Here is a 24,782-nt window from a genome sequence, read left to right on the forward strand (position 1 = left end):
GTACGCGCCGACCCGACCAGGGTAGAGCCCCCGCTCCCCCGTCCGCCGGGGGGTGGCTGGCGGAAGTGCCCAATCTCTCACCCGGGCGGTCAGCCCGCCGGGAGCTGACCGTAGAGGTCGGACAGGGCGGTGTTCAGGCGGTGCAGGTGCGCGGGGGACGCCGGGGCGGGCGGCCGGGGCGGCTCGGCATCCGGGCGGCGGCCCAGGCGGCGCCGCACCTGGCCGAGGTTGCGGGCCGCCAGCACCAGGTGCGGGCGGGCCGCGGCCAGGTCCCGCGGGGGTGTTGCGGCCAGCGCCCGCGCCTCCCCCACGCACACCGCCAGGGTGTCCACCCAGTCCGCGGCGTGCGGTGCGCCCCGCCCGAAGAGGGTGCGGTGCGCCCGCGCCGAGGCCGCCGCGTCGCCGAGGTCGCGCGAGGCGCGGTCCAGCGAACGGGCCAGCCTGCGCAGGGCGGCCGTTTCCGGGTGCGGCTCGCGCGCGGCCGTGAGCAGGTCCTGCAGGACCTGCAGGGCGCGGGCCGCCCTGCCCCGCATCACGGTCTCCGTACGCAGCGGCAGGACGAAGTACGCGGCCAGGATGCCGCACGCGGAGCCCGCGAGGATGCCCTCGGGGCGTTGCAGGAGCAGGGCGGCGGTGCCGTGCTCGCCGTTCAGCGAATAGAGCACTGCCAGCAGGCTCGTCACGCAGAAGGCCCACAGCGCGTAGCTCACGTCGCGCAGCCACAGCCCGAGGAAGAGGTAGCAGAAGATCACGGCGACGGCGGCGGGCGCCGTGCCCGCCACCACGTGGGCGACCAGGGTGCCGGTCACCGCGCCGGTGAAGGCCCCGGCCACTCGCAGGCCGCTGCGGTGGACGACGTCGCCGCGGGCGCGGGCGGCGCTGCACACGACGAAGGCCGTGATCACGGTCCACGTCCAGCGGTGCGGGAAGAGCAGGTGGCCGACGGCGAACGCCAGGGCCATGGCGGCGGTCAGCTGCGCGCTGAGGCGGGTGTGCGGCTGCACACCGCCCTTGCGGGCCGCGGCCCTCGGCGGCTCCGCTGCGGGCCGCGCCCGCGCCGGGATCCGCCGCACGACAGCCGCGGCGGCCTCGACCTCCCCCAGGGCGGGGCCGAGCGCATCCCCGCCCCCGCCCGCCGGCGCCCCGGCAATTGGGCTCCCGGACGCGCCGCCGCCCGCATCCGCCGGAGCCTGCTCGACGGCCGTGGCGGCCGCGCCCCCGCCCGCGTGCGCCGCGGGCTGCTCGACTGCACTCCCGGACGCGCCGCCGCCCGCGTCCGTACGTACCCGCGCCTTGACGGTGCCGGAGCCGCCGCCTTCCGCGGCCGAGGGCACCTGCCCGGCCGCCAGCCCAGGAGCCGCACTGCCCGGACCCGGACTCGGCGGGGCCTGCTCGGGCAGGTCCGGTGATGCCGACGCCAGAACCTCCGCACGGAGGACCGCCGCGGACAGGGCCGCGAGAGGGGCCGCCGGGGGAAGAAGAGCGGCATCCAGCCGGTCCTCGACGGTGAGCGCGGCCCGGTGAAGCGCACGCCGCGCCCCAGCCGTACCCGGGCGGAGGAGGGGCGCGGGGACGGCACCAGGCGCACCCGGGAGGCCGGCGTCAGGACCCCCCGCGGTACCCGGCGCGAAGTCCCCGCCACCACCAGACGCACCCGGCAGAAGGCCGCCCCGCCCCCTGCGCGCCCCCGGGAGCAGTGCGAGCCCCCGCGTACCCGGGGGAAAAGCGATCCCCCGGCGGGAGCCGATGGGCTTGCCCGGAGGCGTGGTGCGGGCGTGGTGGGCCGCGCGGATCAGGTCGCGGGCTGCTGCGGCAGCCTCGCGCGTGGGGCGGGTGGGGAGGGCGGTCTGGGAGAGGAGGACGCAGCAGACGGCGACTGCCGCGGCCACGGCACCCCACACCGGCCCCGCGGCCTCGGCGGCGCTGGGCGGGATGGGGACGACCATGACGGCGATGAGGGGGGTCAGGGCGAGCCGGCCGAGGCGGCGGACGGTGCCGCCGAAGCGCAGCAGATAGCGTGAGGCGCCGACCGCGGCGACGTACATGGCCGCGCCCCACCAGGTGTGGTGGAGCATGAAGCGGCCCACGTACCCGGCGAGCAGGCCGATCGCGGGGACGTACAGCAGAGCGGAGAGCCGATGCGCGAGGCTGGTTTCGTGCAGAGTGCGGGACATCATGACGGCGACGACGGTCGCGATGACGACGATCCCGCCGGGCAGGTCCGCGGCCGAGCACAGTGCCGCGGTGGCGAGGAGGGCGGCGAGCGCCGCCAGGACCGTGCGCAGCGCGGTCCACAGCCGTACCCGCCCGGGGTCGAGCAGGCGCAGCCGGTCCAGTACGGGCTGTCCCATCCCCTCACCATCCCCTACGCCTGGCGTACGACCACGCCGACCCGATTCGCCCGCACCTATCCGTAGAAGCATTCCCGTCCGCCGAAGATAGTACGCCGAGCTTACGAAAATGGCCGCCATGTTTCCTCCTCCACCCCAGGACCCCGAAGCGGTGCTGCGCCGCGCGGTGAACCGGCTCAGCCGCCGGATGCGCGCGGAGCGGCCGCACGACGGCCTGCCCAGCGGGCGCCTCGGGGTGCTCGCGCACCTGTACCGCGCGGGTCCCGCGACCCCGGGCGCCATGGCCGCGGCGCTGCATGTGCAGCCGCAGTCGCTGACCAGGACGCTGGCCGCGCTGGCCGCGGACGGGATGGTCGTCAGGAACAGGGACGCCGCGGACCGGCGGCAGTACGTGGTCGAGCTGACCGAGCGCGGCTTCGCCGCGATGGCCCGTGACGTACGCCACGGCGACGCATGGCTGCGCGAGCGGATGGACACCGAACTGAACGACACCGAGCGCGAGGTGCTGCGCCTGGCCGCGGCACTGCTCGACCGGCTGGCGGCGGACGACTGACAAGGAGATCCGACAGTCCGGAGCCCCGTCGCGGCACGCCGGGACGGCATACCCCCGGGGGGTGATCGCCGAAATACCCCTAGGGGGTATATGCTGGGGTGCAGAGGGTACGGAACCAGCCGTCCCCGACCACGCCACGAGGAGCAGGACCATGAGCGATGTCGTCTACTCGGTGTCCGGAATGAGCTGCGGCCACTGCGAGTCCGCGGTCACCCGCGAGGTCACCGCGATCCCCGGCGTCACGTCCGTCACGGCGGTCGCCTCGACCGGTCTGCTGACCATCGGCTCCGACCAGCCGGTGGACGACGAGACGGTGCGCGCGGCGGTCGACGAGGCGGGCTACGAGCTGGTCGGGCGGGCCTGACCACACACGGCGAGGGGGGAGCGGCGAGGGGAGCGGACGGGCGATGAGCGGCATGGACGTACGGCACAGGGACGGCAGCGGGCAGCAGCAGGCCGGCGAGTGGGTCGAACTGGAGATCGGCGGCATGACATGCGCATCCTGCGCCGCCAGGATCGAGAAGAAGCTCAACCGCATGGACGGCGTCACCGCCACCGTCAACTACGCGACCGAGAAGGCGAAGGTCGGCTACGGCGGCGGCGTCGCGGTCGGCGACCTGATCGCGACGGTCGAGGCCACCGGCTACACCGCCGCCCTCCCCCCGCCGCCCGCCGCGGAAGCGCCAGTGCAGGCACCCGCGGGCCAGGCGCCCGACGGGGAACTGACGACGCTCAGGCAGCGGTTGACGACCGCGGTCGTGCTGTCCGTGCCGGTGATCCTGCTCGCGATGGTGCCCGCCCTGCAGTTCGACAACTGGCAGTGGCTGTCGCTCACCCTTGCGGCGCCGGTCGTCGTCTACGCCGGGTGGCCCTTCCACCGCGCTGCCTGGACGAACCTGCGGCACGGCGCCGCGACCATGGACACCCTGGTGTCCGTCGGCACGCTGGCCGCCTTCGGCTGGTCCTTGTGGGCGCTTTTCTTCGGCGACGCGGGAATGACCGGCATGACGGACTCCTTCCGGCTGACCGTGTCGCGTTCGCAGAGCGGCAGCGAGATCTATCTGGAGGCCGCGGCGGGCGTCACCGCCTTCCTGCTGGCGGGCCGCTACTTCGAGGCGCGCGCCAAGCGCCGGGCCGGGGCGGCGCTGCGGGCGCTGCTCGAACTCGGCGCCAAGGACGTGGCGGTGCTGCGTGCGGGCGGCGAGGTGCGCATCCCGATCGGACAGCTGGCCGTCGGCGACCGCTTCGTCGTACGGCCGGGCGAGAAGATCGCCACCGACGGCCTGGTGACGGACGGCACGTCGGCCGTGGACGCGTCCATGCTCACCGGCGAGTCCGTACCGGTCGAGGTCGGCCCGGGCGACCGGGTCACCGGCGCGACCGTGAACGCGGGCGGGCGCCTGGTGGTCGAGGCGACCAGGATCGGCGCCGACACCCAACTGGCCCGGATGGCGCGGCTGGTGGCCGACGCGCAGAACGGCAAGGCGGCGGCGCAGCGGCTCGCCGACCGGATCTCCGCGGTCTTCGTGCCCGCGGTCATCGTGCTGGCGCTGGGCACCCTGGCGGTGTGGCTGGGCCTGGGCGAGGGCGCGCAGGCGGCGTTCACCGCGGCCGTCGCCGTACTGATCATCGCCTGCCCCTGCGCGCTCGGCCTTGCCACGCCGACCGCGCTGATGGTCGGCACCGGGCGCGGCGCGCAACTCGGCATCCTGATCAAGGGACCCGAGGTCCTGGAGTCGACCCGGGCCGTCGACACCGTCGTGCTCGACAAGACCGGTACGGTCACCACCGGGTCGATGGCGCTGACCGGTGTGCTGCTCGCCGACGGCGTGCCGGAGGAGGAAGCACTGCGCCTTGCGGGCGCGTTGGAGCACGCCTCCGAGCACCCCGTCGCGCGCGCCGTCGCCGAGGGCGCCGCCCACCGGGTGGGCGACCTGCCGGCGGCCCGCGACTTCCGCAACCTGCCGGGCCTGGGCGTCGAGGGCGTCGTGGACGGGCACACCGTGCTCGTCGGGCGTGAGCAGCTGCTGCGGGAGCGGTCGCAGCCGCTGCCGCCGGAGCTGGTACGTGCCAAGGCCGCCGCGGAGGCCGCGGGCGGCACGGCGGTGGCCGTCGGATGGGACGGGCGGGCCAGGGCCGTCATGGTCGTCGCCGACGCCGTCAAGCCCGACAGCGCGGAGGCCGTGCGGCGGCTGCGCGAACTGGGCCTGCGGCCCGTGCTGCTCACCGGCGACAACGCGGCCGTGGCCGCAGCGGTGGCCGCGGAGGTGGGTATCGCGGCGGAGGACGTGCACGCCGAGGTCCTTCCCGAGGACAAGGTCGCCGTCGTCCGGCGGCTCCAGTCCGAGGGCCGCACGGTCGCCATGGTCGGCGACGGCGTCAACGACGCGGCCGCACTCGCCCAGGCCGACCTCGGCCTGGCCATGGGCACGGGCACGGACGCGGCGATCGAGGCGGGCGACCTCACGCTCGTACGGGGGGACCTGCGGGTCGCGGCGGACGCGATCCGGCTGGCGCGGCGGACGCTGACGACGATCAAGGCGAATCTGTTCTGGGCCTTCGCCTACAACGTCGCCGCCCTGCCGCTGGCCGCCGCCGGACTGCTGAACCCGATGATCGCCGGTGCGGCGATGGCCTTCTCCTCGGTCTTCGTCGTCGGCAACAGCCTGCGGCTGCGCCGCTTCTCGCCATTGGCGCGGTAAGGCGCAGCCAAGCGCCTCAGGCCATAAAGCTCGGTAAGGCGGAGCCGCCGCATCTGCACTGCCAGGATGGGGGCATGGCACAGGTGCGGCGGTTCTCCGACCAGGCGCGGCGGGCACGGGCCGCCGACCGGCTCATGGCGCGTGCAGGCGGCGTCGCCGACGTGGTGGACCGGCTGGTGGCCGTCCATGCGACGGATCCGGCCACGGTCTACCTGGCGATCGCCGCGCGGCTCGCCGGCCCCGGCGACGCGGTCAGAGCTGTCGAGCAGGAGCTGTACGCAAGGCCCGCGCGGCTCACCCGGATGCTGGCGATGCGCCGGACCATGTTCGTGGTCCGGCGCGGCTTCGCGCCCGAGGTGTACGCGGCCGCCGGGCGCCGCGTCGCGGTCAAGCTGCGCAAGGACCTGCTGGCCTTCCTCGCCGAAGGCGGCGGCTGGGACGCCGCGTGGCTCGACGAGGTCGAGGCCGAGGTGGCCGCGGCGCTCGCCGCGCACCCCGAGAGCAGCGGCGCGCAACTGTCCAAGCTCGTACCGCGGTTGCGCGAGCAGGTCGTCGTCGCCCGCGGCAAGCCGTACGAGGCGACGCAGAACGTGGCGAGCCGCATCATCCGCACCATGGCCGCGGAGGGCCGCATCGAGCGGTGTACGCCCGCGGGTTCGTGGACCAGCGGGCAGTTCCGCTGGGCCCTTGCCGAGCCGCTGCCCGAGGTGCCCGCGGAACCCGCCAGGGCCGCGCTCGCCGAGGCCTGGCTGGGGGCGTACGGACCCGGCACCGAGGCCGACCTCAAGTGGTGGACGGGGTGGACGCTCGGGGAGACCCGCAAGGCGCTCGCCGCCGCCGGGGCCGAGGCGGTCGTCCTGGACGACGGCACCACCGGGTACGTACTCCCCGGCGACGCGGAGACGGCCGAGGCGGCCGAGCCCCCTGCGGTACGGCTGCTGCCCGCGCTCGACCCCGCCGCCATGGGGTGGCGGGAACGCGGCTGGTTCCTGCCGCCGGACCATGAGCAGCTCTTCGACCGGACGGGGAACATCGGGCCCACCATCTGGTGGGGCGGGCAGGTCGTCGGCGGCTGGGCGCAGCGGCCCGACGGCACGATTGCCTGGCGGCGCCTCAGCCCTTCCCATCCCGCGGCCGACCCGCAGGTCGCGGCTGCCGCGGCCGAGCTCGCGTCCGTCCTGGGCGCCGCCCGTCTGACCCCCCGCTTCCGCACCCCCCTCGAACGCGCGCTCTCCGCCTGACGGCGCGTGCTCAGGTGGGTGCCCCTTGCGGTGAGCTGGCACCTTTCGGTGCCGTCGTGGCTGGTCGCGCAGTTCCCCGCGCCCCTTTTGGCTTGCCCTGTGCGCAAGAGGGTGAGCGTTTCTCAGGGGCGCGGGGAACCGCGCGCCCAGCCACCGCCGGCGGAGGGAAGGCGACGCCACCGCAGGGGGCGATCACCTGCCCTGCGCCCGTAGCCGCCCGCAGGGTCAGAAGTGGGTCAGCTTGGAGGTGAAGGACGGGGACTTCAGGTCGGATTGGAGGATGGCGGGGACGGACGCCCGGGCGTCACCCGAGCCGACGGTGAGCGTGCCGACCACGGCACCCGCCTTCGCGCTGTGCGGCAGACCGCCAGGTGGAGGCGTGAGGGTGAGGGTGGACCGCAGTCCGCCCCACCCGGCCGCGGTGAGGTCGGCGGCCGCCACGACCGGCGTGGATCCGCCGAGCCCGTCGCTGACCTCCCCGACGACCTGGCCCTTCTTCACGATCGTCGCGGACGTCAGTCCGCCCTGGACGGACTCGATGAGCTGCTGGCTGCGCGCCAGTGCGGCGTTGAGGCTGTCGTTGACGGTGGTGCCGCCGTGCTGCTGGAGGACGACGCCGAGGATCAGCTGCTCCTTGCCGCCGGCCTTCTTGTTGGCCGCCCACATCAGGGCGCCGCCCGCGGGGGTGCTGGAGCCGGTCTTGATGCCGATGACGCCGGGGTTCACCAGGTCGTTGTTGTTGTTGTAGATCTTGCCGACGTCGGGCACGACGACCCAGGCGAGGGAGACGACGGAGCGGAAGGCCTGGTTCTTCATGACCTCGCGGGCCAGCTTGAGCTGGTCGACGGCGGTGCTGACGGTGGTCTCCTCGAAGCCGCTGGCTCCGGTGTACGTGGTCTGGGTCATGCCGAGCCCTGCGGCGGCGGACCTCATCTTGGCGACGAAGGCCTCCTGGGTGCCGGCGTCCCAGCGGGCCAGCAGCCGGGCGATGTTGTTGCCCGAGGGGATCAGGAGCAGCTGCAGCATCTGGCGTTCGGTGTACTTCTTGCCCGCGATGACGTGCGCCGTGGACTCGTCGGCGGACGCGGACTCGTCGGCGGCCTGCTGGTCGACGGTGATGAGCGGGCCGTCCTGCTTTCCGGTGAGCGGGTGGTCGCGCAGGATCACGTAGGCGGTCATCACCTTGGTGAGGCTGGCGATGGGCACGGGGGTCTGGGCGCCGTGGACGCCGAGGGAGCCGATGCCCTCGACCTCGGCGACGGACTGCCCCTCGTTCGGCCACGGCATGGACGCGGGGAGCGGGGCGCCGGCGAAGGCGTACGAGGTCGCGCCGGCCTGCTGGAGGCTGGCCGCGGGGATCGGCCGTACGGACTGCACGACGACGAAGACCACCGCGAGCAGCACGACGAGCGGGGTCCAGATCTTGAACCGGCGCACGACGCTGCGCAGCACGGTCTGCCGGGGCGGCGGGGTGTTGGTGAGGTGGGCCAGCAGTTTGAGCGGGGTGGACCCGGTGTGGCCTGAGCCGGGGGGCAGCAGCTGGGGTACGGGCATGACCCGGGTGCCCTCGGGTCCGCTGGCGTCCTTGTCGTCCTCGCCGGGTACGGCGGCGGGCGGCAGCGGCACGGCGGCCGGGGGCGCGGGGGGTGTGGAGGGCGCGGAGGCGGCCCAGGCGGGCGTGGCGCCGGCCGCGGGGCGCCCGGTGCGTCCGACGGGCCGTTCGGCCGGGAGATCGGACACCAGCGGCCGCAGCAGGGATTTGCGCACCGCGGCCCGGTGCACTCCGGTGTCCTCGGGGTCGGCTGCGGGCTCCGCCGCGGGCTCGGCCACGGAGTCCTCCGCGGCGTCTCCCGCGGATTCCGCTTCTGCGGGGGCGTCCTCCGGTACGTCCTCGGGCACGGCGTCGTCCTCGGGGGCGTCCCCTTCCGCGTCGGAGGCCGGCGCCTGAGCCGGCCCGGAGGCCGTCCCGGAAAGCTCACCCTCCCGGTCGCCCGCCGTCCGGGCGCCCTCTTCCGCCACCGGGGTGGGGGCGGGCGCGTCCTCGGGGGCGCCGTCGGGGGTGTGCTCGGGCGCGCTCCGGGGCGCGGAGTCCGTCTCGGCTTCCGCCTCGACCTCCGCTTCCCGGGTTGAAAGTTCACTCACCTCAGCTGCATCAGCAGCCCCTCCCGCCCCCTCAGCCCCAGCGGCCGGATCACGATTTGGTTCCGTTTTCCGGGGCTCCGCGGCCGGTTCGCGCAGGCCCTGCGGGGCGGGTGGCGTAGCCGTGTCGTCCGTCATGTCCACGACCATGTCATCACCAGGCGCATTCGCACCGGTACTATCCGTGGAGGTCGCGGTGGACTGCGAACGGGCTTCCGCGGCAGACAGATCCGCCGATTCCGGGTCGGCCGGCTGGACGGCGTCGGCGGGTGCGTCGTCGGTCCGCACCGGCGCGGCGTCCACCACAGCCGCCTCGCGCACCTCAACAGGCGCCCGGAACACCACCAGTCTCGGGTCCGCGACCTTGGACGCGGCCACCTCCCCCGACGTTCCGTGCTGCTGTTCCCTGCCGGGGGACTCGCCCGCCACGCAGACCTCCTCCACACGTCGTGCGGGGCGCCCGATGGCGCCCCTACCCGTCCTGACCCACACTGGCAATAGTCCCGCGACGGGCCCGCAGGCCGTCTGCGACACCACCACCGCCCCCGTAGACGAGAACGACATACCAGCCGGTTCCCGCCGATATGGCAAAGGCGCTCTCGACAGGCCGGTGTGAGAGGCGTCACCCTGTCATTCATCCACGCGGGGAGGCATGGATGGGCAAGAGCCGCAGAACAATTCCGGAAGAGCTGTTGCTGCTCGCCCTGGACCCGACCACCGGGACCACGGCGCAGCCGCAGTCGCTCGACCTCGGCCTCGCCGGAGCACAGCTCGTCGAGCTGGCTCTGGCCGGACGGATAGCCCCTGACGGGGATCGTATCGCCGTGGTGCACCCACGGCCGACCGGAGATCCGACACTGGACTCCGCTCTGGAACTGCTGCGACGTCGCGGCAGCCCGGTGCGGGCGGTCCACTGGATCGGCGGGCCCCGGCTGGGGCTGCGCCAGACGTATCTCGCGCACCTGGAGCGGTGCGGCATGGTGCATGCCGTGCCGGGTCAGATGTGCGGGGTACTGCCGACCACTCGGTATCAGGCGACCGACAGCGCGGTCAGCCGGGAGATCAGAGCCCGGCTGGACAGTGCGATCCGCACCGGCGTCCCGCCGGACCCGCGGACCGCGGCGCTCGCCGCGCTCGCCCATTCCGTGGGCCTCGGCAAGCATCTGTACCCGGGCAACGAGGGCCGGTCGTCACGATCGCGCCTGCGTGACCTGATCAGGTACGACCCCATGGGCGGACTCGTCGCGCACGCCGTGATGGACGTGCAGAACGGCGTGGCCGCGCAGCCCAAGCGCCCACCGGCCCAGGCACAGCGCGCGGTGGGGCACGGCACCATGGCAAGGGCCGGTGCGCGCTGATCCTCGGCGCCCGGCAGCACTGTGAGCAGCACCATGCACAGCGAGCACACCGCACATCGAGCACCTGGCACACCGGCGGCGCGCCAAGAGCGCCGGGCGTGCCGGCACACGGCAGTACGCGGCATCACGCGAGCACGAAACGGCGCGCAACCCAGCACTCGGCAATGAGCACGGCTCCACAGGCTGCGCAATGCGCAGTGCACCACCGCAACCCGTAACGACGCAGGACGGGCGGCGGTGCCCGTCGGCAGGGACGGGGCACCGCGGACTCGGGTCCGTCCGCAGCGAGATCCCCTCCGGGAGCCGCTGTGCCGCGCGGGGCGGCGGGCGCCGGACGGCAACGTCCGGACCCATCGCCCCGCGCGGCACGTTTTTCCGGCCCGGCACGGGGCGCGCCACGGGCGTCCGCGCGCCCCGGCGTGCGGACCGGGCAAGCTTGTTACGACCATTCGCCAGCGCGGTGATGACCGCTAGTGGCAGGCTGCTGACCATCAGTACGGATCAGCGTGGAGGTGCAGTTCCTGTGGTCGCCAACGTCAACCCCACCGTCAGGCGCCGCCGTCTGGGTTCGGAGCTGCGCAAGCTCCGTGAGGAGAAGGGGATGACGGCCGAGGAGGTCGCGGCCCGGCTCCTGGTCTCCCAGTCCAAGATCAGCCGTCTGGAGAACGGCCGCCGCAGCATCAGCCAGCGCGACGTCCGCGACCTGTGCGGGGTGTACGGCGTCGAGGACGTCCGCATCGTCGAGTCGCTGATGCAGATGGCCAAGGAGTCCCGCCAGCAGGGCTGGTGGCACGCCTTCGGCGACATCCCCTACAGCGTCTACATCGGCCTTGAGACCGAGGCGGCGAGCCTGCGCGTCTTCGAACCCCAGGTGGTGCCCGGCCTGTTGCAGACCCCCGGCTATGCGGCGGCGATGATCGCGGGCAACCTTCCGGAGGCGACGGCCGAGCAGGTCGACAAGCGGGTCAGCGTGCGGATGCGCCGCCAGGAGCGGATCACCGACCCTGACGGGCCGCTGCGGATGTGGGCGGTGGTGGACGAGGCGGCATTGTGCCGCAAGGTCGGCGACTCGCAGATCATGCACGAACAGCTCATGCACCTGGTGGAGTTGAGCCACCTGCCGCATGTGACGGTGCAGGTGCTGCCGTTCGAGGCGGGTGCGCACCCGGGGCTGAGCGGGCAGTTCGCGGTGCTGGAGTTCACCGACGCCACCGACGCGACGGTGGTCTATCTGGAGGGCGTGAACAGCGACCTGTACCTGGAGAAGGACACCGACGTGCAGGCGTACAGCGTGATGTACGAGCACCTGCGGGCGCAGGCGCTCAGCGCGGAGGCCACCCGGCAGTTCATCGGTGAGGCGGCGCAGCGGTACGCGTGAGGGTGAAGGCGCGCAAAGTACTGCACTACCGGGCCAACTGACAAGAGTTGCAAGGAAACTGCCCCCTGGTCGGGTGAAGATCCCACCCTGTCGGTGATGTTGGCGAGTAGCGTCGGGCGCAGTCAGGTAGTGGTGTACACCTCATCCCCACGGCTCGATGCACTGCGGAGTACACCCCGCCGCCGTCACCAGCACAGACCGGAGCAGAGATGGCAATCAAGCTGGGCAGCACCCCCGCGTGGCGGAAGTCCTCGCGGTCCACCGGAAACGGTGCCTGTGTAGAAGTGAAGTCCCCCGCTGTCGCGGCCGTGGTGGTCCGCGACTCCAAGGACCCGCAGGGTCCGGTGCTCACCTTTTCCCCCGAAGCGTGGTCGGCCTTCGTCTCCGACGTGGACCACGGGACGTTCGACCTGCGCTGACCCGACGGACCCGCTGATCGTGCGGGTTCCTGACGCAGCGCCGCACCACCGCAACAGCCCTCTCGACCGGCCGCCGTCCTGGCCGAGGGGGCTCGCTGCGTTTCCGGGGTCGAGCACCGGCCGTTGCGCGGGCCGGAGCCGGCGGCGGTGACCACATGCCGGAAAGTGTCTGGACAATACATCGATTCTTCGTAGGCTGCCGCACATGACGACGACCGTCGGAGACGCCACCGAAGCCGCTCCCGCTCCCGCTCCCGCAGCACCGCCCGCACTTGCCGCGCGCGCACGCGATGTCGGCGCGTCGCCCGTACGCGAGATCCTGGCGCTGACCGCGCGGCCCGAGGTGATCTCCTTCGCGGGCGGGCTGCCCGCGCCCGAGCTGTTCGACGCGCAGGGCATCAGGGCGGCGTACGCCCGCGTACTGGCCGAGCAGCCGCGTACGGCCCTGCAGTACTCCACGACCGACGGCGACCCGGCGCTGCGGGCCGCGGTGGCCGGCCGGCTGACCCGGCGGGGGCTCGCCACCGGGGCGGGCGACCTGCTGGTGACCGGCGGTTCGCAGCAGGGGCTGGCACTGCTGGCGACGGTGCTGCTGGAGCCGGGCGACGTGGTCCTGGTGGAGAACCCGACGTATCTGGCGGCGCTGCAGTGCTTCGGCTTCGCGGGCGCCCGGGTGGTGCCGGTGCCGACCGACGAGGACGGGGTGCTGCCGGACGCCCTGGAGGAGCTGGTGCGCCGCGAACGGCCCAAACTCCTCTACCTGATCCCCGACTTCCAGAACCCGACCGGCCGCACCCTGCCCGAGCGGCGCCGCCGCGCGGTCGCCGAGGTGGCCGGGCGGCACGGGCTGTGGATCGCCGAGGACGACCCGTACGGGGAGCTGCGCTTCGAGGGCGGGCACCTACCCTGGATCAGCTCCTACGCGGCCGCCGCGGACCGCACGGTGCTGCTGGGCAGCTTCTCCAAGATGATGGCGCCGGGGATGCGGCTGGGCTGGCTGCGGGCGCCCGCGGGGCTGCTGCGGGCCTGCGTGATCGCCAAGCAGGCGGCGGACCTGCACACCTCGACGGTGGACCAGGCGGCTGCCGCCCGCTACCTCGCGGACAACGACCTGGACGCGCATCTGGACCGGGTGCGTACGGCCTACCGCTCGCGCCGGGACGCGCTGCTCGCGGGGCTGCCCGCGGCCCTGCCGGCCGGCAGCACCTGGAACCGCCCCGACGGCGGGATGTTCGTGTGGGTGCGGCTGCCCGAGGACCGGGACGCCACCGCACTGCTGCCCACCGCGGTCGCACACGACGTCGCCTATGTGCCGGGCGCCCCCTTCTACGCGGCCGATCCGGACCGCGCGGCCCTGCGGATGTCCTTCACCACGCATACACCCGAGGAGATCGCCGAGGGGTTGCGCCGGCTCGCGGCGGCCTTCGGCGGGGCACGGTGAAGTGATTGCTCACTCACACGAAGTGACTGATCACTCACCGAACATGAAGTGACTGCTCACTAACCGGCGCACGCGCCGACCACCACACCCTCCTCTCCGTGCCGTACGGGACCCGCTCCCGTACGGCCGCTCCGTCGTGCCCGTTTCCGCGCCCAGCGAAGTGCCCGCTCATCGTGGGTTCGCCGTCGTGGTCATCACAATGCCAAGGGAAGTAAAGAGCGAGTAAAATCGTTCGGCTTTCTGACCTGGATTCAGACTCTTGAACGCAGATGCCCTTGACCCGCCCTCCGCGCCAGGGGTTCAATCCCGGAAGTCCCCACTCCCGCACGGGGGCGACCCGCCCGGACGAGCGCAACGGCGAAGTGCGTTCCCGTTCACAAGGCGGACCCCCTGGAGGGGACAATGAACAGTCTCGACTGGACCGTGCTCATCGCCTACTTCGGCGTCATGATCGCGATCGGTGTGTGGTCGCACAAACGCGTCGACGACGTCAGCGACTACTTCACCGCGGGCGGCAAGATGCCGTGGTGGCTGTCCGGCATCTCGCACCACATGTCGGGCTACAGCGCGGTCATGTTCACCGGTTACGCGGGCATCTCCTACCAGTACGGCATCACGTCGTACGTCACCTGGGCGCTGCCCATCGCCATCGGGGTCGCCATCGGCGCCAAACTCTTCGCACCCCGGCTGAACCGGGTGCGGTCCAGGCTGCACGTCTCCTCACCGCTGGAATACCTCAAGAACCGCTACAACCTGGCCACACAGCAGGCACTCGCCTGGTCGGGCGTCCTGCTCAAGATCGTCGACGTCGGCGCCAAGTGGGCGGCGATCGCCACCCTGCTGTCGGTCTTCACCGGTGTGACCATCACCCAGGGCATCGTCATCACCGGCGCGATCACCGCGGTCTACTGCACCGTCGGCGGGCTGTGGGCCGACGCGCTCACCGAACTGGGCCAGTTCGTCATCCAGCTGGTGGCGGGCCTGGCCATGCTGGTCGCGGCCCTGAACAAGGTCGGCGGCGTCAGCGGCATCTGGAACGTGTGGGACGAGCCCGCGCTGCGCCACCACGGCCACCCCACCGCAGGCCCCTACACCACGGTCTTCCTGCTTGCCTACCTCTTCATCAAGACCTTCGAGTACAACGGCGGCATGTGGAACCAGGCCCAGCGCTACATGGCCACCGGCTCCGCCAAGGAAGCCACCCGCGGCGCCATGCTCTCCTCCGCCCTGTGGTTCGTCTGGCCGGTCATCCTCTTCTTCCCGATGTGGATCTCCCCGCTCCTGGTCCACGCCAAGAAGCCCGACGGCTCCGACTCCTACGCGCTGCTCACGGAACAGCTGCTGCCGCACGGCCTGCTCGGCCTGGTCGTGGTCGGCTTCTTCTCCCACACCATGGCCATGTGCTCCTCCGACGCCAACGCCATCTCCGCGGTCGTCACCCGCGACATCGCGCCCGCCTTCTCCCGGCAGGCCCGCGAATGGAGCGCCCGCATCGGCCTGGTGGCCGCCCGGATCACCACGCTGACCTTCCTCGGCCTGTCCATGGCCGTCGCCACGCAGGTCAACTCCCCGACGTTCAAGGACATCATCACCGTCGTCATCAAGTGGGTCGCCGGCCTCATGGGACCCATCGCGATCCCCTTCATGCTCGGCCTGCTCCCCCGCTTCCGCCGCTCCGGCCCCACCGCGGCACTCACCAGCTGGGCGCTCGGCCTGTTCGCCTTCTACCTGCTCAACTACCCCATCAACGACGCGGTCTCCGGCGGCGTCAACCTCGAATACCAGATCTCGCTGCCGCTCGCGGTCTCCCTGGTGCTGTACATCGTCGTCGGCTGGATCAAGCCCGAGGACACGCCGGAGCGGGACGCGCTGCTCGCGAAGATCAACACCGACGGCGGCGGCGCCGCGGCCCTTCCCGAGCCCACGCCGGCCGGCGACGACGCGCTTCGCCCTGCGGCGAGCAAGGAATAGGCCGCCCGGCGGGGTGGTCCTGGGGCTTCGGGGCCACCCCGCCGGTGGAAGCCAGGCGGAGGAGCTACGCGGCCGGGTAGCGGTCCAGCCAGGCCGGGCTGGCACCCGAGGGGCCGTGCAGCGCGGGCGCCTGCGTCATCTCCATCGCGAAGTCGTCCGCGAGCTGCAGAATCGTCGCCCGGCCCTCCAACTCCGCGATCCACGCCGGCGGCAGGGCCGTCTCCCCGTGCTGGACGCCCAGCAGATTCCCGCAGATCGACCCGGTCGAGTCGCTGTCGCCCGAGTGGTTCACCGCGAGCAGCAGCCCGTGCCGTACGTCCTCGGCGACCAGCGCGCAGTACACGCCGATCGCCAGCGACTCCTCCGCGGTCCAGCCCTCCCCCAGCGCCTCGACCCGCTGCGGCGACGGCATCCCCTGCCGTACGGCGCCCAGCGCGCTCTGCAGCGCGTCCGTCGTCTCCTGGTGGCCCGGGCGGGCACCCAGCAGCGCCAGGGCATGCTGCACGGAACCGTCCAGCGCCTCACCGCGGGCCAGCCCGTGGATGATCACCGCGAAGGCGCCTGCCGCGAGCTGCCCCGTGGGATGGCCGTGCGTCTGCGCCGCGCACTCCACCGCGAGCTGGAAGACCAGCTGCGGCTCCCACCCGACCAGCAGCCCGAACGGCGCCGAGCGCATCACCGTGCCGCACCCTTTGGAGCCGGGGTTCTTCGGCTCCTCCAGGGTGCCCATGCGGTCGTCCGCCAGGCCGCTCAGGCAGGCGTTGCCCGGCGCCCTGCGCGCGTAGAGCCACTCCTCGCGGGCCAGCCAGCCCGCGTCCTTGCGCCGCTCGTCCGGCCCCCACTCGCTCTGCGTCGCCGCCCAGCGGCGGTACGCGCGGTGGATGTCGGTCGGCGGGTGCCAGGCGCCGGTGTCCCGGCGCACCTGGGCGCGTATCAGGCCCTCGACGGTGAACAGCGTCATCTGCGTGTCGTCGGTGACCGCGCCGCGCCGCCCGTAGGCGGTGACGTAGTCGGTGACACCGTCGGGTCCGTGGTTGCCGTGGATGGCGTCGAGGGACTCGAACTCGATCCCCGCGCCCAGCGCGTCACCGATCGCCCCGCCCAGCAGACAGCCACGGACGCGGCTGCGGAAGTCTTGCTGCTGCGCGCGACCCCAGACAGCGGTCAAAGCGGTCCCCTTCGATCAGCCCCCGATCCCAACGCGTTTCTGCGCCTGCACGATAGCCGAAGGGTCCGCCTCCGGCGGGGCCACATCACACACTTCCGCCCCCCACCCCCCTGTGGATACCCCGGACCCCCCTGCGTGCCACGTGCTGTGAGCCCGCACCATCCGCTGCGCGGGGGCTTGTCGCGCAGTTCCCCGCGCCCCTGGGTGGGTGCCACTTGCGGTGGGCGTTCGCCTTCCCCCCGGCGGGGGGTGCGCAGATGGGTGCCACGTGCTGCGGGCTCGCACCTTCCGGTGGGTGGGTGATTGAGCGCGCAGTTCCCCGCGCCCCTATGGGTTGCCCTCTGGGGAAGAGGGTGGGCGTCTTTGAGGGGCGCGGGGAACTGCGGGGAGGTCGGCCGTCCACCGCAAGGGGCAATCAGGGTGGGGCGGTCAGGGGTGGCGGGAGGGGGGTGGGTGGGGTGAGGGCGGTGAGGGTGCGGGCGAGGGCGGCTCGGGCGGGCCATGGCGCGTCGCCGGCGAGGACGGCCGCGATGTGGACGCCCGCGTCGTCCCAGCGCCCGAGCCCGGCGGCGAGCACGGCGCGGAAGACCTCGGGCAGGACGCCCTCCGGCTCTCCGGCCGCGCGCAGCGCGAGCCACAGCGGCCGGGCCGCGTCGGGGCCGTCCGTGAGTGCGGTGAGCAGCGCCCGCTCCAGGGCGACCGCGCCGTGCCCGGGGGCGAGCGCGCCGGCGCGGTCGAGCGTGGCGGCGGCCTCGGCGTACCGCCGCTGCTCGCGGTGGCAGACGGCCAGCGTGAGGAGGTCGTCGAGGGTGTGTGCCCCGTCGGCGTCGAGTACGGCCGTGGCGCCGGCGATGTCGCCGGCGAGGACGAGGAGTTGGGCGCGCCGCCCGGGCAGCCACGCGGGGGCGGGGCCGGTGAGCCGGTCGAGGTCGGCGAGTGCGGCGGCGGGCCGCCCGAGCAGGACGTGGATGCGTGCCAGGGCGGTGAGGGCGTCGTCGGCGCCGCCTTCGAGGGTGAGCACCCGCCCGAAGGCGTCGGCGGCGTCCTGCAGCCGCCCGGCGCCGGAGAGGGCGTACGCCAGCTCCCTGGCGGCGGCCGCGCTGTCCGGGTGCTGCACGCAGGCGCGTTCGGCGGCGGCGACCGCCTGCCCGGTGCGCCCGGCCAGGCGCAGCAGCCGGGCGCGGTGGGTGAGGGTGTCGGCGTCGGTGGCGCCGCCCTGGTCGACGGCGCGGGCGAAGGATTCGGCGGCGTCGGCGTACCGTCCGAGCGCTTCGAGGGCGAGCCCGCGCCCGGTGAGCACCCAGGCGGCGGGGTCGGGGCGGCCGACGAGGGCGGTGTCGAAGTCGGCGAGTGCCTGCTCGTTGCTGCCGAGCCGCTGGCGGACGAGGCCGCGCAGGGCGAGGGTGTCGGGGTCGGGGGCTGCGGCTGCGATGCACTCCTCGACGTCGGCCAGGGCGTCGGCGGGGCGGTCGAGTTGCAGCAGCGCCATGGCGCGGAAGACGCGGGCGGGTCCGGCGCCGCCGGGGTCCGCGGCGACGGCGGCGTCCAGTTCCGCGATGGCCTCGGCGGTCCGCCCCGCCTGGAGCAGCGCACCGCCGCGCTGGGCTCGTACGGTCTGCGCCTGCGGGTCTGCGGGGTCGGCGGTGAGCGCCCGGGCGTAGTCGGCGGCGGCCTGCTCGGGGCGCCCCAGGGTCCAGTGCGTGGCGCCCCGTTCGGCGTACAGCCGGAAGGTGCCGAGCCCGAGCCTGGCGGCACGGTCGTAGTCGGCGAGCCCGGCTTCCGGCCGGCCGGCCTGCCGCTGCGCCCACGCCCTGACGGCGTACGCCACCGCCCGCTGCTCCCGGTCCAGTGCGTCCCCGTCCAGCACCAGCGAGACGACCGCGACGGCCCGCTCCCCGCCGAGGGCGCCGCCGGGCGGTGGGTGCGGCTCGCCCCGGCGGGCCGCGGGAACCGTGGCACCGGGCGTGTGGGTGCGGTAGAGGGCGGCGAGGGAGCGCGACCAGTGTGCGAGGTCGGGTGCGTCCGCGTCGGTGGCCGCGGCGGCGAGCATGCTGGTCCAGCGGCGGGCGGTGTCGGCGCCTGCGGTGGCGGCGCGGCAGAGGTGGAGCAGGGTGTCGGCGAGGGCGGCGCCGGGGTCGGCGCAGAGCAGGTGGTAGCTCTCGTGGCGGCGGTGGTCGCGCCAGGTGGCGTCGGCCCACAAGTCGCCGCCGCTCCTGCCGCGCGCGGCGCGTTCGCGCCAGGCGGCGTGCGCGGCGGCGAGGCGTTCGTGGCGGTCGCGCCAGCGTTGCGGAGAGCGGGTGCGGGTGAGTCTGAGCATCTGGCTGCGGACGAGGTCGTGGTAGCGGGCGTGTCCGCCGGCCGAGTCGACGAAGGGCAGGCCGAGCAGCCAGTCGTAGCGGTCGGCGGCGGCCGGCACGTCGTCGCCGACGGCGACGCGGTAGACGTCCTCGTCCAGGTGCGGAGGGAGGGCCGCGGCGAGGGCGGCGGCCCGGGCGGCGGGGTCGCGTTCCCAGGCCAGGAAGCGTTCCACGGCGGTGTCCGCGGGGTCGCCGACCGCTTCCGCGCCGCTGGGCCGGGTCGCGGCCAGGGTGCTGACGAGCAGCGGGAGGCGGTCGGTGAGCCGCAGCACGGCTGCGACGACGGCCTCGTCGGTGACGCCTTTGGCGGCGAGCAGTTCCCGGGCCTCCGCCTCGCTGAAGGGGCCGAGCGGCAGCGGGGTGACGATGTCGAGGCTGCCGGCCCAGCCGGCCCGGTCCAGGGCGCCCTGCCCGGCGAGGGTGACGACGACGTTGGCGGGCAGCGCACCGTAGCGGCCGTCCAGGAGCAGGTCGCGCAGCCAGCCGTCGAGCACCGGGCCGGTGCGCTCGTAGGTGTCGAAGAAGAGGGTGAGCCAGCGGGCGCCCGCGGCGGCCGAGGCGAGGTCGGCGGTGAAGACGGGGCTGAGGACGGCGACCGGGTCGAGGAGCAGCTGCAGGTCCTGCTCGTTGCGGAAGCGGCTGCTGCCGGCCGCGCGTAACCGGTCGACGCCTTCGGCGACCCGCCCGGGGTCGACGGCGCCGGCGACCAGCGACAGGCCGGGTACGAGGCCGAGCCCGGCCAGGCCCGCCTGGGCGACGACGGCGCTGCCCGCGGAGGGCGACCCGGCGGCGCCCAGCGCCTCGGCCTCGTAACGGCGCTGCCGGTACGCGGCGTAGAGCCGGTCGAAGGCCTTGAGCGGGCGGTCCTGTCCTGCCAGGTCGGCGGCGACCGCGGCCATGGCGGCGGGCACGGTCATGGCGTCATGGTCCGCGGTGGCGGTGAGGGCGCCGCGGGCGCGCGCCTCCTGGGCGAGCCGGGCCAGCAGGGTGGACTTGCCGACGCCGGCGGGGCCGTGGACGTGGAAGAGGACGTGGCGGGCCTCGTCGCCGGGTTCCGTGTCGAGGTTGCCGAGGAAGACCGCCATCTCGTCGCGGCGGCCCACGAAGGCGCCGCCGCCGCGGCGCCGGCGCATCACGTCCTGCAGTGACAACCGCTCGCCGGCCACGCCCCGTCCACTCCTGTCAGCCGTTCACCCGGGCACCGCCGAGCTCAGTCCAGCACCGGCAGCAGCTCCGGGAGGTGCCCGTCGGAGGCGAGGCCGGCCGCTATGCGCTCGGCGGGCACTTCACCGTACAGCGTGGTGCGCTGCCTGGCGGGGCGGCCGGCGGCCTCGGCAATGGCGACCAGGTCGCGGATCGACCGGTAGGAGCCGTAACCGGAGCCCGCCATGCGGGAGATGGTCTCCTCCATCAGGGTGCCGCCCAGGTCGTTGGCACCCGAACGGAGCATTTCGGCGGCGCCGTCCGCGCCGAGTTTCACCCAGCTGGTCTGGATGTTGGTGATGTGCGGGTGCAGCAGCAGCCGGGCCATCGCGGTGACGGCCCGGTTGTCGCGGGCGGTCGGTCCCGGACGGGCGATGCCGGCCAGGTAGACGGGCGCGTTGGTGTGGATGAAGGGCAGCGTCACGAACTCGGTGAAGCCGCCGGTGCGCTGCTGGATCTCGGCGAGCAGCCGCAGGTGGCCGAGCCAGTGGTGCGGCTGGTCCACATGCCCGTACATCATGGTGGACGACGAGCGGATGCCCAGCTCGTGGGCGGTGCTGACCACCTCGACCCAGGTGGCGGTGGGCAGTTTGCCCTTGGTCAGGACCCAGCGCACCTCGTCGTCGAGGATCTCCGCCGCCGTGCCGGGGATCGAGTCGAGCCCCGCCTCCTTGGCCGCGGTCAGCCACTCGCGGATCGGCATCCCGGTGCGCGTGGCGCCGTTGACGACCTCCATCGGCGAGAACGCGTGCATGTGCATGCCGGGGACGCGGGCCTTGACCGCCCGCGCGATGTCGAAGTAGGCGCTGCCGGGCAGGTCGGGGTGGATGCCGCCCTGCATGCACACCTCGGTCGCGCCGACCTCCCACGCCTGCTGCACCCGGTCGGCGACCTGGTCGAGCGAGAGGGTGTACGCGTCCGCGTCGGTGCGGCGCTGCGCGAAGGCGCAGAAACGGCAGCCGGTGTAGCAGACGTTGGTGAAGTTGATGTTGCGCGTGACGATGTACGTGACGTCGTCGCCGACGACGTCCCTGCGCAGGTCGTCCGCGATACGGCACAGGGCGTCAAGCGCCGGGCCGTCCGCGTGCAGCAGCGCGAGCGCCTCGGCGTCGGTGAGCTTCGTCGGGTCGTCGGCGGCGACCGACAGCGCCTTGCGCACGTCGGCGTCCACCCGGTCCGGCACCATGCCGGGCGCGGCCTGCTCGCGCAGTTCGGCCCAGTCGCCGTACACCTCGTCGAAGTCGTCCCTGCGGTCGGCCGTACGGCCCTCGGTGTCGATCGTGCGGTGCAGGTCGGTGCGCCCGCCGGCCGCCGGGAAGGTCTCGTCCGGCTCCTGCCAGGGCCGCCCCTGGACCACGGCGTCCTCACGCGCGAGGCCCGTCTCCGGGTCGGCCAGCGCCTGGACGTGCGGGACCAGCCGCGGATCGAGCCAGGGTTCGCCGCGCCGGACGAACTCCGGGTAGATGGTGAGCCTTTCGCGCAGCGTGAAGCCGGTCTCCGCGGTGCGCGCGGCCAGGTCCTCGATCTGCGGCCACGGACGCTCGGGATTGACGTGGTCGGGGGTCAGCGGCGAGACGCCGCCCCAGTCGTCGATGCCGGCCTCGATGAAGCGGGTGTACTCGCCGTCCACGAGGTTCGGCGGCGCCTGGATGCGGGCCGCGGGGCCGAGCACCACCCGGGCCACCGCGATGGCCGCCGCCAGCTCCTCCAGCTCCGCGTCCGGCATGCCGCGCATCGCGGTGTCCGGCTTGGCCCGGAAGTTCTGCACGATGACTTCCTGGACGCCGTGGTAGCGGCGGGCGGTGCGGCGGATCGCGAACAGCGACTCGGCGCGCTCCTCGTACGTCTCCCCGATGCCGATGAGGATGCCGGTGGTGAAGGGCACGTTGGAGCGGCCGGCGTCCTCCAGGACCCGCAGCCGCACCGCCGGCTCCTTGTCGGGCGAGCCGAAGTGCGGGCCGCCGCGCTCGGACCACAGCCGGGTCGCCGTCGTCTCCAGCATCATGCCCATCGAGGGCGCGACCGGTTTGAGCCGCTGCAGGTCCGTCCACGACAGCACCCCGGGGTTGAGGTGCGGCAGCAGCCCGGTCTCCTCCAGCACCCGCACCGACATCGCCCGCACATACGCCAGCGTGTCGTCGTAGCCGTGCGCGTCCAGCCACTCCCGCGCCTCGGGCCAGCGGTCCTCCGGGCGGTCCCCCAGCGTGAACAGCGCCTCCTTGCAGCCCATCTCGGCGCCGCGCCGGGCGATGTCCAGGACCTCGTCCGGCGACAGGTACAGACCGTGGCCCTCCCGGCGCAGCTTGCCGGGCACGGTCACGAAGGTGCAGTAGTGGCAGGTGTCCCTGCACAGCCGCGTCAGCGGTATGAAGACCTTCCGCGAGTACGTGATGACGCCGGGCCTGCCCGCCGCCTCAAGGCCCGCGTCCCGCACCCTTGCCGCTGTCGCGGCCAGCCGTCGCAGGTCCTCGCCTCTCGCCTGCAGCAGCACGGCGGCTTCGCCCGTGTCGAGGGCGACGCCTTCCGCTGCGCGGTGCAGGGCGCGGCGCATGGCGTTTGCTGCAGGCGGCTCCAAGGTCATCCCCCGAGCATAGGTCGCCCCTGCGACATTGTGCGCTGCCTCTTCTGCGAGGCCGAGCACATAGGGGCGCGGGGAACTGCGCGCCAAGCCCCCACCGGGCGCGCGGGTCGTCACCGACCCAAAGGGGCTCTTCGGTCCGGAGACGAACCACCGGCCGGCGAGCGAAGCGAGTGAGGGCACCCCCAGGCGAAGCGCTGGGGGAGGCTGGGCGCGCAGTTCCCCGCGCCCCTCAAAAAACGCTCACCGCCCGTGCGAACGGGCGCCCCCGGCGCAGGGAAAGGCGGGGTTCGAGCGACGGCCCACCGTCGCACAGGGTGGCGTTCACCCGGGCTTCACCCGGTGGGACGACCGTACGCGCTATGGACCGACGCGACGTACTCAAACTCTCAGCGCTGGCAAGCGCAACCACCGTGCTTACGCTGGCCCCCGTGAACTTCGCCTCAGCCTCCGACTCCCCCGGCGGGGCCGACGCCGCCGGAACGGCGGGCACTTCGTCAGGTCAGGACCTGACGAGGACCGTCACCGGCCACCTCCCCACCGGCGTCGCCGACTTCGTCTACCTGCCCGTCGAGGTGCCGCGCGGGGTGCGGCAGATCGCGGTGTCGTACACCTACGACCGGCCGGCCGTGCCGGCCGGCACCCTCGGCAACGCCTGCGACATCGGCATCTTCGACCAGCACGGCACCGGTCTGGGCGGGCGCGGCTTCCGCGGCTGGTCGGGCGGTGCGCGCACCGAGTTCGCGATCAGCGCGGAGGAGGCCACGCCCGGCTACCTGGCGGGGCCGGTCGAGGCGGGCACCTGGTACGTCGTCCTCGGGCCGTACACGGTGGCGCCGCAGGGCCTCGACTACTCGGTGACCGTGAGCCTGACGCTCGGCGAGCAGGGCCGCACTCCCAAGCCGGTCTACCCGCCGGAGCAGGTCGCCGGGCGCGGGCGCGGCTGGTACCGCGGCGACTGCCACCTGCACACCGTGCACTCGGACGGCAAGCGCACGGTGGAGCAGCTGGCGGAGCTGGCGCGGACGGCGAAGCTGGACTTCATCAACTCCAGCGACCACAACACCACCTCCGCGCATCCCTTCCTCGCCCCGCTCGCGGGTGACGACCTGCTCATCCTCACGGGTGAGGAGGTCACCACCCGCAACGGCCATTTCCTGGCGATCGGCCTGGACGGCGGCGAGTTCGTCGACTGGCGCTACCGGGCGCGCGACGACGCCTTCGACTCCTTCGCGCGGCAGATCCGCCGCGCGGGCGGCATCGTGGTGCCGGCGCACCCGTACGGCACGAGCCTGGCCAGCCAGTGGAAGTTCGGCTACGACAACGTCGACGCCATCGAGGTCTGGAACGGCCCGTGGACCACCGACGACGAGGCGTCCCTGCTGACCTGGGACAACCTGCTGACCGGCGCGGTGCGCCGCGGTGACGGCCACTGGGTGCCCGCGATGGGCAACTCCGACGCCCACCGCGACCCCGACGTCGTGGGCCTGCCGCAGACCGTGGTGCTGGCCGACGGCCTGAACCGGCACGCGCTGCAGGAGGGGATCAGGGCGGGCCGCTCCTGGATCGCCGAGAGCGCCGCCGTCCAGCTGTCCCTGACCGCGAAGGGGCCGCACGGCGAGCACGCGGGCATCGGCGACCGGCTGAAGGTCGCCGCCGACGCCGTGGTGACGGTGGAGTTGACCGTCTCCGGCGTCCCCGCGGACTCGCTGCTGCGCCTGGTGTCCGACGAGGGCCAGGTCTTCGCATCGGCGCTGCCCGCGTCCGGCACGGTCAGCTGGCAGACGACCGCGTCGCTGGCGGCGTACGTCCGCGCGGAGGTCCGCCACCCGGCGCCCGCGGGCACCCCGGCCGGCATCCCCGGCCCTGCCGCGGCGATCACCAACCCGATCTGGCTCGACCGCAAGTAGCGCCGGGAGCGCT

At 73.7% G+C, this 24,782-nt stretch carries 15 protein-coding genes; 10 read left to right on the plus strand and 5 right to left on the minus strand.

Going from position 1 to position 24,782, the window contains the following annotated elements; all coding sequences use genetic code 11:
• Positions 1-89: 89 nt before the first annotated feature.
• Entirely contained in the window at positions 90-2,351 is a 2,262-nt protein-coding gene (locus tag JT723_RS26425; RefSeq protein ID WP_205047307.1) for an FUSC family protein, read from the minus strand.
• A gap of 118 nt (positions 2,352-2,469) precedes the next feature.
• Between JT723_RS26425 and JT723_RS26430 the strand changes: the two genes are divergently transcribed.
• The 4 genes from JT723_RS26430 to JT723_RS26445 all read left to right on the plus strand — a co-directional run bounded on the left by JT723_RS26430 (position 2,470) and on the right by JT723_RS26445 (position 6,847).
• Positions 2,470-2,904 carry a MarR family winged helix-turn-helix transcriptional regulator gene (locus JT723_RS26430; RefSeq protein ID WP_205047308.1) on the plus strand — a complete coding sequence of 145 codons (435 nt, stop codon included), beginning with the start codon at positions 2,470-2,472 and terminating at the stop codon, positions 2,902-2,904.
• Positions 2,905-3,055: 151 nt separating this feature from the next.
• Positions 3,056-3,268 carry a heavy-metal-associated domain-containing protein gene (locus JT723_RS26435; protein ID WP_205047309.1) on the plus strand — a complete coding sequence of 71 codons (213 nt, stop codon included), beginning with the start codon at positions 3,056-3,058 and terminating at the stop codon, positions 3,266-3,268.
• A 43-nt stretch (positions 3,269-3,311) separates the two neighbouring features.
• Entirely contained in the window at positions 3,312-5,606 is a 2,295-nt protein-coding gene (locus JT723_RS26440; protein WP_240166223.1) for a heavy metal translocating P-type ATPase, read from the plus strand.
• A 74-nt stretch (positions 5,607-5,680) separates the two neighbouring features.
• Entirely contained in the window at positions 5,681-6,847 is a 1,167-nt protein-coding gene (locus JT723_RS26445; protein WP_205047310.1) for a winged helix DNA-binding domain-containing protein, read from the plus strand.
• A gap of 225 nt (positions 6,848-7,072) precedes the next feature.
• On the opposite strand, the gene JT723_RS36275 is transcribed toward JT723_RS26445, so the two are convergent.
• Positions 7,073-8,989, minus strand: a complete 1,917-nt coding sequence (locus JT723_RS36275; protein WP_205047311.1) for a D-alanyl-D-alanine carboxypeptidase — start codon at positions 8,987-8,989, stop codon at positions 7,073-7,075.
• 653 nt (positions 8,990-9,642) lie between these two features.
• Between JT723_RS36275 and JT723_RS26455 the strand changes: the two genes are divergently transcribed.
• The 5 genes from JT723_RS26455 to JT723_RS26475 all read left to right on the plus strand — a co-directional run bounded on the left by JT723_RS26455 (position 9,643) and on the right by JT723_RS26475 (position 15,553).
• A complete protein-coding gene (locus tag JT723_RS26455; protein WP_205047312.1) occupies positions 9,643-10,344 on the plus strand; it encodes a GOLPH3/VPS74 family protein in 702 nt (233 codons plus the stop codon).
• A gap of 523 nt (positions 10,345-10,867) precedes the next feature.
• Positions 10,868-11,722: a helix-turn-helix domain-containing protein gene (locus JT723_RS26460; protein ID WP_205047313.1), complete on the plus strand. Its 855-nt coding sequence runs from the start codon at positions 10,868-10,870 to the stop codon at positions 11,720-11,722.
• A 209-nt stretch (positions 11,723-11,931) separates the two neighbouring features.
• The gene (locus JT723_RS26465; protein ID WP_033173462.1) at positions 11,932-12,141 is read left to right on the plus strand and encodes a DUF397 domain-containing protein; all 210 of its coding nucleotides are present in this window, start codon (positions 11,932-11,934) and stop codon (positions 12,139-12,141) included.
• A gap of 205 nt (positions 12,142-12,346) precedes the next feature.
• Entirely contained in the window at positions 12,347-13,582 is a 1,236-nt protein-coding gene (locus JT723_RS26470) for an aminotransferase-like domain-containing protein (RefSeq protein WP_205047314.1), read from the plus strand.
• A 402-nt stretch (positions 13,583-13,984) separates the two neighbouring features.
• Positions 13,985-15,553: a sodium:solute symporter family protein gene (locus JT723_RS26475; protein WP_205047315.1), complete on the plus strand. Its 1,569-nt coding sequence runs from the start codon at positions 13,985-13,987 to the stop codon at positions 15,551-15,553.
• Between the two features lie 64 nt (positions 15,554-15,617).
• Here JT723_RS26475 and JT723_RS26480 read toward each other — a convergent pair whose 3' ends face one another.
• The 3 genes from JT723_RS26480 to JT723_RS26490 form a co-directional block, all read right to left on the minus strand.
• The gene (locus JT723_RS26480; RefSeq protein ID WP_205047316.1) at positions 15,618-16,721 is read right to left on the minus strand and encodes an ADP-ribosylglycohydrolase family protein; all 1,104 of its coding nucleotides are present in this window, start codon (positions 16,719-16,721) and stop codon (positions 15,618-15,620) included.
• A gap of 415 nt (positions 16,722-17,136) precedes the next feature.
• Entirely contained in the window at positions 17,137-20,244 is a 3,108-nt protein-coding gene (locus JT723_RS26485; protein ID WP_205047317.1) for an ATP-binding protein, read from the minus strand.
• A 44-nt stretch (positions 20,245-20,288) separates the two neighbouring features.
• A complete protein-coding gene (locus JT723_RS26490; RefSeq protein WP_205047318.1) occupies positions 20,289-22,862 on the minus strand; it encodes a bifunctional FO biosynthesis protein CofGH in 2,574 nt (857 codons plus the stop codon).
• A gap of 359 nt (positions 22,863-23,221) precedes the next feature.
• On the opposite strand from JT723_RS26490, the gene JT723_RS26495 reads away from it, so the two are divergent.
• Positions 23,222-24,769, plus strand: a complete 1,548-nt coding sequence (locus JT723_RS26495) for a CehA/McbA family metallohydrolase (RefSeq protein ID WP_205047319.1) — start codon at positions 23,222-23,224, stop codon at positions 24,767-24,769.
• The last annotated feature ends 13 nt before the right edge of the window (positions 24,770-24,782 follow it).

The organism is Actinacidiphila bryophytorum (assembly GCF_016916835.1).
Classification (GTDB): Bacteria; Actinomycetota; Actinomycetes; order Streptomycetales; family Streptomycetaceae; genus Actinacidiphila; species Actinacidiphila bryophytorum.